We start from the raw sequence: 12386 nt of genomic DNA, 5'->3' as shown, positions 1-12386 counted from the left end.
GGTGGCACCCGCCGATCTTCCCGGCGGGTTTTTCCAGGGATTTTCCGCTAGGGGTTGCGGCGGACAATCTCCTCATTGAGGAGGCTGGCGAAGCACACCCATCCCAGGTAGGGCGCCACGAGCACCGCGGCCGTCCGGTCCACCTTCCGAGCGGCAGCAATGTAGGCGGCGATGCTGACCCCGAGCGCTCCGATGTCCGCCAGCGCGGTCCGCTTGAGCCGCTTGCCGAAGAAGAGCCAGGACCAGGCGGCATTGAAGCCAAGCTGGAGGGTCCACAGCCCCAGGGCACGCGAGCGCGCGGGACCTGCCGGCTGGTTCCACACCCTCCAGCCCGACAGGGCGATGAGCCCATAGAGCACCGTCCACACCGGTCCGAACACGGCGCTGGGAGGCTGGAACGGAGGCTTGCGCAACCACCGGTACCAGCTCTGGGTTCCATGGTCCGTCACCGTCGCGCCGAGCGCACCCGCCCCCGCGGTCAGCGCGCTGAACACCCCGAGCGCCGCGAGGGACTCGGTTCTCAAGGAAGGGCTCTTCAAAGCAGGGCTCTGTTGCATCGTCTGTCCTCCAGATGGGAATGCATGAAGACTCCCCGAAGGAAGGAGCTTCCCCCGGGGAGCCGGTTCTCCTGCGTCGTCTCACGGAGCGGGGATGCCCGCTTCCACCCTCACTCCGGCCTCACCGGTGACACCGGCGATGAGCCAGCGCCGCACCAGCAACAGGTGCTCGGCCTCGGCGCCCAGCGCCACCTCGAACCGCTCAGCGAGATCGGTCTGCCCCAGTCCCTGGGCCAGCTCGATGAGCAGCTCCCAGCCGGCGTTGTCCGTCAGCTCCGCCACCAGCAGCACCTCCAGGCACTGAACCAGGTTGGTGCGGGGATCCACCAACACCGCCGGGATGCCCTTGGAGGCCACGGCAACCAGATCCGCCGAGGGAGTCAGGGCCGTGGGATCAGCGCCCAGCTTCTCCATCGCCTCGCGGATGAGATTGAAATGGGCCAGCTCGTCGAACATGATCCGTTCGAGCTGTTCGCGCGAGGGGCCACCCTCCCACGTCCCGTGGATGTCGAACTTGCACAGGGCGGCCTCATAGAGCCTCACCCCGGAGCGCTCGAAGCCGAGCCGTTCGCCCAGCTTGTCGATGAACACCGTGGGCTTGTTGCCCTTGAGCATCTCCTTCGCGGTGGTGAACACGCCCTTGAGCGTGGCCGGGACAGGCACGGTGCCCAGATTGTCGCTCTCCTTCGCGTAGGCGATGCGCACCTCGGCGATGCCGGCCTCGGTGCCCGGCGAGCTCGGCAGCCCCTGGCGCGCGCCTTCGATGAGCTCCTTGCTGTCCACGGGCGAAGTCTGGATACCCGTGCGGTTGAGCCCCACCTCACTGGATGACTTCCTCATTGCTGCAGCCTCCCTTCCGGCCCGACGCCCACGTTCTGCACCCGCACGGTCAGCTCGGTGCCCGGCGTCCACTGGTAGCCCGCGGCGGCGATCTCGCTCGGCGAACCCTCGGAGTTGAGCTGATCCCGGTAGATGATGGACCGGTGCCCGGGCGGGAGCTCCGCCTTGTCGACGATCTCCGTGCCACGGGCGCGCAGATCCACCTCCTGGTTCAGCGTGCGGCGCACGAAGTCGCGGTGGCTCTTGAAGTCGATGAGATCCGGCAGCGTGGCGGGCAGCACCTCGGCCGGGTCCCTTCCCTCGATCCGCTGGAACAGCTCCATCACGTAGTGCAGGTGGCCCAGCTCGTAGTCCACCATGCGCTGCCAGATGCCCTTGATGCGGGAATTGCCCTCGTACTGGAGGCACGAGTAGTAGCAGTACAGCTCCATGGCCTCGTGCAGCATCCACTGCTCCAGCACCGACTGGCCCGGGTCCACCAGCGAGCCGTACTGGGTGACGTGCTGCTCCTCGATGGAGGCGATCTCCGCGTAGAGCTGGCGCGCGAGGGGATCGGCGAACATCGGGCCGATCGTCATGTAGAAGTCGTGCGTCTGGAACTCGGCCGCGGTGATGAGCAGCGCATGGATCTTCGACAGCGGGTGCGCCGTGCTCACGTCAAAAGGCCGCCGCAGGTCATCCAACGGATGGCGGTGCTCCACCGCCGTGGGCCGTCCAGGCCGGATGTCCGAATAGGACTGGATGAGGTAGTTCGGATCCTTGCCCTCGAGCCGGTCGTACAGGGCGGAGTACCGGTAGAGGTGATCGAAGTCCTCCAGCAGGCCGAAGCGATAGACCTGGGCCAGATAGGGGTCCGGCTCCTTGAGGGCCACGCTGGCCGTGACCTCGATGGCCACCTGCTCGAAACCAATGGTCGTCTCGACTGGGCTCTGGTCCGCCGGGTTGAGCCAGTTGACCAGCGTCTGCTGGTGGTGCTCCACGCGCCGGACGAGCGCGAGCGGCTCACGCAGCTCGCGGTTCAGGCGCGCCACGATGTGCTTGAAGCGGAGGGCATCCGCCTCGATTCCGTTCATGAGGATGACTCGCACGCGAGTGAAGGCGTCGTCATCCAGCTTGCTATAGGGGCGCTGAACCAGGTCCTTCCAGGTGAACACCTGACGATCCAGCGGTACCCCTTTCTCCTTGAAGAGATCCAGGGCCACGTCTGACTCCTTTAGGCGGAGAGGTGAACGAATCGGGCTAAAGCTCGGGCGCGTGACAGGGCGCGGCAATGGAGAAGGGCCCACTGCCTGGAGCCCGCTGGAGTGTGAGGTGGCTCGCCTGGATGCCTGCTCGAGCGGACTCCCAGGGATGACTTCGCCACGAGGCGGATGCCGTGCGCTCCAAGAGGTGGCATAGAGTCCGCAAGAGCAAAGAAGGAGCGGATGGCAAGCGACACCTGGAAGGTCCTACGGCTGCGCCTGCGCAACCACCTGCCGTTGATGTTGGGGGTAGCAGTGCTGAGCACGCTGGTGCCCGCACTGTGCTGGAAGGGCGGCCTGTTGTGGCTGCCGACCCTGGAGCGCGCCCTGTATGACAGCGCCCTCACCCACTTCACCCGGGCGGGCCCTTCCACGGGGATCGTCGTGGTGGCCATCGACCAGTCGAGCCTCGACGGGGTGCGCAACAACCCCTCGTACGCGCGCAACTTCGGCAACTACCCGTGGACGCGCAGCCTGTGGGCACGGGTGGTGGAGCAACTGGCGCATGAAGGGGCGCGCGCCGTGCTCTTCGACATGGTGATGGACGAGCGCGACACGGATGCGAGCGCGGACCTCGACTTCGCCCAGGCGCTGCGCACCACCGGGCTGCCCATCTACATGGGAGTGGCCACGCATCCGCGGGCGGCCCCGCTGCCGAAGATCGACCCGGTCCACGTACCGCGGCCGTTCCTGCCTCCCGCGGTGCCACAACCACCCGCCGTTGGGAGCGCGGGAGGCAGCGCCCCTCCATCGCCCTCGGGGAATGAGGAGTTCCAGGAGGTAGACGAGAACGACGTCCAACCCCCCACGGATCCGCTGGAGGCGGCGCGGGCGCTGACCTTCCCGGTGCGGACGAATGGGCACGAGCTGCCCCTCCTGGAATACGAGTCCGAGCAAGGCTTCCGCGAGCGCTACCGTCCAGTGCCTCCCATCGCGTCGCTGCTCCCGGAGGCGGCGGGCTTCGGGTTGGTGGAGGTGGAGCCGGATCCGGACGGGAGGATGCGCCGCACCCGCTTCGCCTATACGGATGGGGACAACACCTACGTCACGCTCCCGGTGGCGCTGGCGGCGGATCTGTTCGGGGCGACGGAGCTCGTGTTCTCGGGCCGGACGCTGCAACTGGGCTCGCGGACGTTCGAGGTGAACCCGGATGGCAGCGCCGAGCTGGACTTTGGAGGCATGCTGCACGATCGGTTCCCCGTCATCCCTGTCGTGGCGGTGCTGGACGATCGGGCGCTGCGCGATCAGGGCAAGCCCACGATGCTGCCCGCGGATCTGTTCCGAGGCCGGATCGTCGTCGTCGGAGGCATGGCGGTGGGACTGGGGGACAACAAGCCCACTCCGTTCTCGGCGTCCACACCGGGGGTGAGCAAGCAGCTCGCGGTGCTGGAGAACCTGCTGGCCGGGCGTTTCGTCACCGAGGCCCCCTTCTGGGTGAGCCTGCTGTTCGGGCTCGGGCTGGCGCTGGTGTCGGCGGTGCTCCTCATGACGCTGCGGGTGCCCGCGCTGGAGTTCGCGTGGGTAGCGGTGGTGGTGGTCATCGTCTATGGAGTGCTGGGCGCCTCCCTGGCTCAGAGCCGGGTGCATGTGCTCTCGGCGCTGCCCATGGCGTCGGGGCTGCTGGCGTGCATGGGCGCCATGGCCTTCAACCACCTCTTCGCCAGCCGCGAGGCGGCCTTCATCCGCCAGGCCTTCAACCGCTACATGGAACCGCGGCTCATCGAGCAGATGATTGAGGAGAACCAGCTGCCGAAGCTGGACGGTGAGGAGCGGGAGATCACCGCCTTCTTCAGCGACATCCGCGGCTTCTCCACCTTCTCCGAGCGCTTCAAGCAAGACCCTCGCTCCCTGGTGCGCGTGCTGAACCAGTACCTGACACGGGTGAGCACGGCGCTGCTGCACGAGGGGGGCTGCCTGGACAAGTACATCGGGGACGCGGTGGTGTGCCTGTTCGGCGCGCCCGTGAACCACTCGGACCACGCGGTGCGCGCCTGCAAGGCGGCGCTGGTGGTGCAATCGGAGGTGGAGCTGCTGCGCGCGCACTTCCGCCACCAGGGCCTGCCGGACGTGTACACGCGCATCGGCCTCAACAGCGACCGGCTCTTCGTGGGCAACTTCGGCAGCGATCAGCTCTTCGACTACACCGCCATGGGCGACGGCATGAACCTGGCTTCCCGGCTGGAGGGCGCGAACAAGGCCTACGGCTCGCTGATCATGATCGGCCCCCGCACCTACCAGCTGGCGCAGGACGCCATCGAGGCGCGAGAGCTGGATCAGGTCCGCGTGGCGGGCAAGACGGAGGCGGTGACGGTGTACGAATTGCTGGCGCTCAAGGGCGAGCTGCCGGCGGAGAAGCGCGAGACGGTGGAGCGTTACCACGAGGCGCTGGGGCTGTATCGCAAGCGGCGCTTCGCGGAGGCAGCGAGCCTGTTGAAGGCGCGGTTGGCGAAGGATCCGGAGGATGGCCCGACCGCCTCGTTGCTGGCGCGCTGCCAGAAATATGTGGAGATGCCGCCCCCCTCCGGTTGGGATGGGGTGACGAGCCTGGACAAGTGAGAGGAAGCGAGAACGCGATGCACAAGAGAGCACGCTGGCTGATGGCCACATTGGCCCTGTGTGCCGCGAGCGCGGCCCTGGCGGTCGAAGTGAACGGCACTTTGTACGTGAAGGCGCGCAACACACGGCTGATGGCGGCTCCGCCTCCCAGCACCACCGTGAAGGCCGTCCTGCAGCCCGGCCAGCAGGTGAAGTGGCTGGGCGCGGATGCGAAGGACAAGCAGTGGCACCGCGTGGAGGTGGACGGCAAGACGGCGGGCGTCGTCTTCCAATCCAACCTCTCCACCAAGCCCCCCAACATGGAACTGACGACCAAGAACGGGACTCCCAGCGCGGACATGAAGGCCCTGGCCAGCTCGGGCGCCGCGGTGCGAGGCCTGAGCGAGGGTGCCATCGCGTATGGCAAGGAGAAGGGGGCGAAGACTCCCGGCTTCTCGCAGGCCGTGGATCAACTCGAGGCGCTCGAGAAGCTCGCGGATGACATCAAACCCCAGGATCTCTCCAAGCATGCCCAGGAGGCTCACCTCTTCCCGGTGGTCGGCCCGCGCGACACCACGGCCAAGCGAGGTGCCAAATGATTCGCATGTTCCTGAGAACTTCGGTCCTGGGACTCGGCCTGCTGGCGCTGTCTTGCGCTGCCGTCTCCAAGACGATGGGAAACGTCGCCAAGAAGGCGGGCGTCGACCCCAAGCCGGCGCAGAGCGCCGAACTCGCCAATGACGAGTCCAGCGATTGCGAGAAGCTCCAGACCCAGCCCTCGATCGAAGAGGAGTACGCGCTGGGAGGTGCCGTGGCACTCAACTGGGTGCAGCAGGGCGGGGGGCTGATCGATCGCAAGGCGAACGAGTCGCTCCTCGTGTACCTCAACACGGTGGGCCGGAACCTGGGTGCGCAGTCCCCGCGGCCCACACTGCGCTGGACCTTCGGCGTCCTCCAGAACGACGAGGCGGTCAACGCACTGTCGACGCCGGGCGGCTATGTCTTCGTCACCCGCAAGCTCCTACAGACTGTGGACAACGAGGCGCAGCTCGCGGGCGTGCTCGCGCATGAGATCGCCCACATCACCCAGCGGCATGTCCTCAACCAGTACGCCAAGGTCAAGGTCCGGCAGTGCAAGCAGGCGGCGTTCCTCAAGGCCGGCAAGGACATCCTTTCGCTGGGAGGCAGCCAGCTCTCTCCGAAGGTGGCCGAGAGCCTCGACTCGCTCCGGAAGACGTGGAACGGAAAGCTGGACCTGGACCACCACGTCGACCTGCTGGGCAGCTTCGCGGACGACCTCGTGGGAGACCTGGCCAACAGCGGCCTCGACAAGGAGGACGAGTATGCCGCGGATGAGGAGGCGGTCCGCATGCTCGTCTCCGCCGGCTACGATCCGATGGAGTACGTCACCTTCCTCTCGCGGATTCCCGACAGCCGGGGCTTCTTCGCGCACCACCCACGCAGCACGGACCGCAAGAAGAAGCTCGTCGCGCTCCTGAACGCGAACAAGGGCTCTGACCAGGAGTTCTCCGACTTCGCCTCCAACCGGGAGGGGCTCGTGAGTCCCCCGCTGCCTCCGGCGTTCGCCTCGCTGAAGTGAACCGCGCTTCGCTCCTGGGACGAGGCGTGACGACGCACTGAGCCATGGGCCCGCGATTTCCGCTCCGAGGTCGCGGGGGATACGCTGCCGCCGCCGCTGGCCCGGAGGCCCGGCCGATTGGAGGATTGCGTGTCCCAGAAGATGCACCGTCGCACCATCCTGCAGTCTATCGTCGCGGTCGCGGCGACGACTGCGTTTGGATGCAGCGACGATGAGACGACGGTCGATACACAGTCGGACAAGTCCCGTGCGTACTTCCCGCAGTCAGTAGCCTCGGGAGAGCCACGCCCGAACAGCGTCGTGCTGTGGACGCGCGCGATAAACCCGGCGCAAGCCGGAGACATCACGCTGTCCCTTGATGTCTCCACCGACGAGAACTTCGGCTCGTTCGTGCTCCAGCAGCAGGGCCTCACGGCCCAGGCCACTCACGACAACGCCATCAAGATCAAGGTCACCAACCTCCAGCCACGCACCACCTACTACTACCGCTTCATCCACGAGAACGGCGGCGACAAGTTCGTCTCCCCGGTGGGCCGAACGAAGACGGCGCCCAGCGCGACCGATGACGTGCCGGTGAAGTTCGTGTTCGCCAGCTGCCAGGACTACGTGGGCCGCTACTACAACTCGTGGGCGCGGCTGCTGCAGCTCGACACGGACCTGGACTTCATCGCCTTCCTCGGGGACTACATCTACGAGACGACGGGCGACCCGGCCTTCCAGTCCACGAACACCCTGCGCGGCATCCAATTCACCGAGCCCACGACGGCGTTGGTGCAGCACAGCGGCATCTTCCAGTACGGAGCGGCCGCCTCGCTCTCCAACTACCGGGACATCTACAAGACGGTGCGCGCCGACCCCATCATCCAGAAGCTGCACGAGCGCTACCCGTTCATCGTCATGTGGGACGACCACGAGTTCTCCAACGATTGCTGGGGCTCGAACGCCACGTACGAGAACGGGCGCCGCACCGAGCGTCAGGACGAGCGGCGGCGCAACGCGGAGCAGGCCTTCTTCGAGTTCCTCCCGATCGAGGCCAATCCGTCCGGCGCGTCCCAGGGCGTCATCGACGTGAACAGCGAGCCGAAGTACCCCGATACGCACATCTACCGGGACTTCGAGTTCGGCAAGCACGTACGGTTCATCGTGACGGACTACCGCACATACCGGCCCGATCACCTCGTCCCCGAGGATGCCTTCCCCGGAACGGTGGCCATCGACGCGCCGACGCTGGCGGCCACGGGCTACGCGGACGCATTCAACTCGGACCTGTTCTCGTACATCGACGTGGACGCGCCGGAGTACGCGCAAGTGAAGGGCGCTCTGCGGCTGGGGTACATCGCGCTCGCGCAACAGTCCGGGCTGTCGTCCGATGAGGCCACGGCGAAGGCGGACATCTGGGTGAAGGGCAACCTGGCGCTGGCCTACGTCAACCAATTGCTGGCGGCGGCGGGGGCTCCGGCCTCGGGGCTCGTGGTGTCACCGGCCAACAAGCCCCGAGGCGTGGCCTTCGTGCACATGGGCAAGCTGGGCCTGTTCGACCAGCGCGGCGTGCGGAACATCGTGGTGAAGGACACGTATGACCTGTACTCGTACGTCCGCTACCTGGCCACGCAGACGGCCAGTGAGAACGTGCTGGGCACCGCACAGGAGGCCTGGTTCAAGGACAAGCTGAAGGCCACCAACACCTGGAAGGTCATCGTCAGCTCGGTGTCGTTCTCTTCGCTGGTCCTGGACCTGAGCAACAAGACAGACATCCCGGACACCTCGCTGCGCCAGCGCTACTACTTCACCACGGACCAGTGGGACGGCTTCCCGACGAAGAAGAAGGAGCTGCTCACGTACCTGAAGAACAACGTGAGCAACCCGCTCGTCATCTCCGGAGACATCCACGCCGCGTTCGCGTCCGTGGAGGAGGGAGTGCCCACACTGACGGCCCCGGCCATCTCGTCCAGCGCCATCCAGGAGGAGGCGGGCACGGCGGTGATGGGGGCGGGCTTCTCGGAAGGCAGTGCCATCTATCGCTACATCGCGGTCGACACCGACAAAACCCTGAAGGAAGCCAACCCCGCCCTCGCCGTCAACAAGACGGACAGCCATGGCTTCGTGGTGCTCGAGGTGAAGGCGGATGAGGCGGTGGCGACCTACCACTTCATCCCCAGCACCGAGGTGCACAAGGACTACTCGCGCCGGACGGCGGAGGAACTCCGGGGGCAGTTCACCACGCAGACGGTCCACGTGCGGAACGGCGCCATCATCTCCGGCTGAGCGATGGTTGCCAGGGTGGCACGGTTCTCGCGCCGTGCCGCCCAAACGCGGAGTGAGGGATCCTTCACTCGAAACACTCCGCAACCTCCGTGTCAGGGGTGCTTAAGAACCGCTTGAGACATTGGCTCTCGAAGTTCGATTCCAAAGGAACCGACCATGAGCCAAGACGACAAGAACCACCCCACACCTGAGCAAGTGACGCGCCGCAGGATTCTCCGCGGCATCGGCATGGCATTGGCGGTCGCACCGCTCGGCAAGCTCCTTGCCTGCTCTTCGGGCGATGACGAGAACCCCGGTGACGGGACCGACACGCCGGATGCGGGAGGCACACCCGATGCGGGAACGGATGCGACAGCATGGGCCACCGGAGGCACGGCGGTGATGACGGGCAGCTACGCGGATCCGTTTGCCTCGGGTATCGGCACGGTGTGCGCGCTGACGTGCGCGGCGACACTGGGCCCCTGCTATGCGAACACGCTCGTCCGCAAGGACATCAGCGAGGGACACAACGGCCTGCCCGTGCGCATGGCGTTGCTCGTGGTGGACACGAATTGCAAGCCCATCCCGGGCGCCGAGGTGGACATCTGGCACGCGGCGCCGGAGGGGCTCTACTCGGGTGAGGACGCCAGCACGTTCTGCACCGCGGATGATCCTTCGGCCACCTCCGCGCGGTGGTTTCGCGGAGTGCAGACGACCGATGCGAACGGCCGGGTGGACTTCGACACGTGTTTCCCGGGCTGGTACAGCAGCCGGACCATCCACATCCACTTCACGATTCGCGTGAACGGCAGCGAGTACGTCACGTCGCAGCTCTTCTTCGACGACACGCTGAACGACGAGATCGTCAATACCCAGCCGCTCTACAACGCGCGGGGGCCGCGCGACACGACGAACTCGACCGACACGGTGATCTCCGCGAGCAGCGTGGGCGACTACCTGTTCCAGACGCAGCGCATGGCGGATGGCGCGATGCTGGCCTGGAAGACGCTGGTCATCCGCTCGTCTCTCTCCGACACGCTGTGCAACGTGCCGGGGGGCAGCGGTGGGGGTGGCGGTGGCCCTCCGCCGGGCTTCGATGGAGGAATGGGACCTCCGCCTGGCTTCGACGGCGGCATGCCCCCGCCTCCGTGAGGAAGGGGCTGACGGCGAGCTTCAGCGCACCGTGGCCTGGCTGAGGGCGCGGTGCACGGCCTCCAGCGCCTTGCGCGCATCGAGCAGCTCGGCGCGTTCGGCGGTCAGTGCCGCCACCTGCTGGGCGAGCACGTCCCGCTCGCTCCGGAGCGTCTCCACGGCTCGTCGCAGGGAGGAGGCCTCATCCTTGGCACCCTCCAGCTCCGTGGCGAGCCGCTCCTCCTCGGAGAGGCTGTCGGCCAGTGCCTTCTTGCCCTGGGCCACTTCCTCTTCCAGCGCCGCGCGCTCCGTGCTGGAGGCCTGCAGCGCCTGCCGTGACTCCTGGAGCGACAGCAGCGCCTCGTCCCGCTCGCCCTCCAGCGCCGCCAGCTCGCGCTCCAGGTCGCCCAGGAGCTTCACCCGGCCCTCCATCTCCGCGGCCAGCCGACGCGCCTCATCCATGCGCAGGCGCGCTTCCTCCGTCGCCTTCTCCGACTGCCGCCGCGCGGCCTCCAGCTCCTGCGTCAGCGATAGGTTGAGCGCCTTCAGCCGGTTCAGCTCGCCTTGAAGCGCGTTGATGCGCTCCACCGCGCGCATCCCCGCCTCGGACACGGACGCCGGGAGCGGCTCGGGGCGCGGGTTCTCTCGCACGGCCTTGAGGCGCTCCTTGAGCCGCTCGCGGCGGGCCTCCGGAGCCATCTCCTCATGGGGCGAGGGCGGCGTCTGCACCTCCACCTCCGTCGCCGGAGCATTTCCATGTGCCATCGGCGTGACCATCGGAGCAGGAGCCGCATGAACCACCGGCGGCGCCACGGGTGCCATCACCGCGGCCGGTGCAGCCGCCTCGGCGGGCGCGGTGAACGAGGCAGCGCCGACGGGCTCGGGCTCCACGGCCGTCACGCGCGGGGCATCGGCGGTGGCACCGAAGACTTCCTGGTGCACAGCGGCCATCGCATGCGCCTCGCTCTGGGACAGCGGAGAGCGCAGGGCTGCGCTCACGGCCTCGGCGGCGGTGGGACGCGGCGCGCGGGAACGCTCGATGCGGGCTCGCACCTCGGCGGAGAGGTCGGCGGGAGCGGGCGCGGAAGCCTCGGCGACGGGAGCGGCCTCGGCCACGGACTCGGCGGCCTCCCCGGACTCGGCGGACTCGGGAGTCTCCAGGAGACCCGTCAGCGCACCGAGGCGGACTCTCGGCTTGGCGCGGGACACGTTCTGTTCGAAGGCTTTCTTCATAAGCGGAAAGGGTGCGGTGGAGGAAAGGAGTGAGAAGGTCAGCTGGCCTTCGAGCCGGCCTTGGGCGCGGCGGCGGCCATTTGCGGGAGCACGTGGTTGATGAGCGCCTGGATGTCGGTAGCGCCCTTGGAGGTCGGGTCGGCGACGAACACGGGGCGGCCCTCGCTGGAGGCCTGCGCGAACTTGGTGCACTGCCGGATGATGGTGGGCAGCAGGTACTCGGGGTAGTGCGTCTGCAGCGCCTCGAGCGCCTCCTTGGCCAGCTTGAACGTGGCGTTGAAGGAATTCACCACGATGAAGACGTGGTCCAGCACGTGCTGGAGATCCTCCTCCAGGCTCTGCACGGTCTCGAAGAGCAGCTTCAGCCCATGGAAGGACAGGAAGTCGGCGAGCACCGGGACGAACAAGTCATTGGCCGCCATGAGCGCGTTGAGGTTGAGCAGACCGAAGGAGGGAGGCGCATCAAAGACGATGACGTCGTACTGGGCCTCTACCTCCCTGAGGGCATTGCGCAGCTTGAACTCGCGCCCGGCCATGGGCATGAGCGACAGGTCCACCGTGGACATGCTCAGGTTGGAGGGCACGAAGTCCAGGTTCGGCAGGGTGGACTTCTGGATGACCTGGGCCAGGGGCGTCTTGCGGACCAGCACGTCCTGGAGCGTCTTGGGGAAGTCCTCGCCTTCGTAGCCCAGGCACTTGGTGGCGTGGCCCTGGCTGTCGAGATCCACCAGGAGCACCGCGTAGCCCAATTCGGCCAGCCGCCACGCATAGGAGGTGGACAGGGACGTCTTGCCCGTACCGCCCTTGAAGTTGAGGAACAGCTGGCGGCGGTGGCTGATGACGTCGGGGTACTTCTGCAGCGTGGCGCGCAGCTCCCACAGGTCATCCGGGGTGTAGTCGTCCTTCTTCAGCGCCTCGGAGAGCTCCTTGGGAGACACGCCGAGCATCTCGGCTACCTGCTTGGCGCTGTAGATTGGAGCTTCCATCGAAAACCCTTCGTTGAAC

General features: G+C 66.9%; 10 protein-coding genes. 5 read left to right on the top strand and 5 right to left on the bottom strand.

Annotated elements, in window-relative coordinates; translation table 11 throughout:
- Positions 1–47 precede the first annotated feature (47 nt).
- The 3 genes from KY501_RS14900 to KY501_RS14890 form a co-directional block, all read right to left on the bottom strand.
- Positions 48–524, bottom strand: a complete 477-nt coding sequence (locus KY501_RS14900) for a TspO/MBR family protein (protein WP_224363600.1) — start codon at positions 522–524, stop codon at positions 48–50.
- A 114-nt stretch (positions 525–638) separates the two neighbouring features.
- Positions 639–1397: a ferritin-like domain-containing protein gene (locus tag KY501_RS14895; RefSeq protein WP_224363599.1), complete on the bottom strand. Its 759-nt coding sequence runs from the start codon at positions 1395–1397 to the stop codon at positions 639–641.
- Entirely contained in the window at positions 1394–2599 is a 1206-nt protein-coding gene (locus KY501_RS14890; protein WP_224363598.1) for a hypothetical protein, read from the bottom strand. The genes KY501_RS14895 and KY501_RS14890 overlap by 4 nt, the downstream gene beginning before the upstream one ends.
- Positions 2600–2821: 222 nt before the next feature.
- Here KY501_RS14890 and KY501_RS14885 point away from each other — a divergent pair, with 222 nt between their 5' ends.
- The 5 genes from KY501_RS14885 (at position 2822) to KY501_RS14865 (ending at position 10169) form a co-directional block, all read left to right on the top strand.
- Entirely contained in the window at positions 2822–5194 is a 2373-nt protein-coding gene (locus KY501_RS14885; protein WP_224363597.1) for a CHASE2 domain-containing protein, read from the top strand.
- Positions 5195–5211: 17 nt separating this feature from the next.
- The gene (locus KY501_RS14880) at positions 5212–5772 is read left to right on the top strand and encodes an SH3 domain-containing protein (protein ID WP_224363596.1); all 561 of its coding nucleotides are present in this window, start codon (positions 5212–5214) and stop codon (positions 5770–5772) included.
- Positions 5769–6773: a M48 family metalloprotease gene (locus KY501_RS14875; protein WP_224363595.1), complete on the top strand. Its 1005-nt coding sequence runs from the start codon at positions 5769–5771 to the stop codon at positions 6771–6773. Before KY501_RS14880 ends, KY501_RS14875 begins: the two co-directional genes overlap by 4 nt.
- 129 nt (positions 6774–6902) lie before the next feature.
- Positions 6903–9038, top strand: coding sequence for an alkaline phosphatase D family protein (locus KY501_RS14870; RefSeq protein ID WP_224363594.1), 2136 nt, complete (start codon positions 6903–6905; stop codon positions 9036–9038).
- Between the two features lie 156 nt (positions 9039–9194).
- Positions 9195–10169 (top strand): dioxygenase family protein, encoded by a 975-nt coding sequence (locus tag KY501_RS14865; RefSeq protein ID WP_224363593.1) that lies wholly within the window; start codon positions 9195–9197, stop codon positions 10167–10169.
- 21 nt (positions 10170–10190) lie between these two features.
- Here KY501_RS14865 and KY501_RS14860 read toward each other — a convergent pair whose 3' ends face one another.
- Both KY501_RS14860 and KY501_RS14855 read right to left on the bottom strand, forming a co-directional pair.
- Positions 10191–11381 carry an extensin-like protein gene (locus KY501_RS14860; protein WP_224363592.1) on the bottom strand — a complete coding sequence of 397 codons (1191 nt, stop codon included), beginning with the start codon at positions 11379–11381 and terminating at the stop codon, positions 10191–10193.
- Positions 11382–11419: 38 nt separating this feature from the next.
- Positions 11420–12367, bottom strand: a complete 948-nt coding sequence (locus tag KY501_RS14855; protein ID WP_224363591.1) for a ParA family protein — start codon at positions 12365–12367, stop codon at positions 11420–11422.
- Positions 12368–12386 lie beyond the last annotated feature (19 nt).

Source organism: Hyalangium versicolor (genome assembly GCF_020103695.1).
GTDB lineage: Bacteria > Myxococcota > Myxococcia > Myxococcales > Myxococcaceae > Hyalangium > Hyalangium versicolor.
Note: the sequence above shows the minus strand (reverse complement) of the source record. Positions and strands in the feature narration are given on the sequence as shown.

Coding starts and splice junctions, on each gene's coding strand:
- KY501_RS14895 (WP_224363599.1), bottom strand. CDS start 1,397: ATGAGGAAGTCATCCAGTGAGGTGGGGCTCAACCGCACGGGTATCCAG.
- KY501_RS14885 (WP_224363597.1), top strand. CDS start 2,822: ATGGCAAGCGACACCTGGAAGGTCCTACGGCTGCGCCTGCGCAACCAC.
- KY501_RS14880 (WP_224363596.1), top strand. CDS start 5,212: ATGCACAAGAGAGCACGCTGGCTGATGGCCACATTGGCCCTGTGTGCC.
- KY501_RS14875 (WP_224363595.1), top strand. CDS start 5,769: ATGATTCGCATGTTCCTGAGAACTTCGGTCCTGGGACTCGGCCTGCTG.
- KY501_RS14865 (WP_224363593.1), top strand. CDS start 9,195: ATGAGCCAAGACGACAAGAACCACCCCACACCTGAGCAAGTGACGCGC.
- KY501_RS14860 (WP_224363592.1), bottom strand. CDS start 11,381: ATGAAGAAAGCCTTCGAACAGAACGTGTCCCGCGCCAAGCCGAGAGTC.
- KY501_RS14855 (WP_224363591.1), bottom strand. CDS start 12,367: ATGGAAGCTCCAATCTACAGCGCCAAGCAGGTAGCCGAGATGCTCGGC.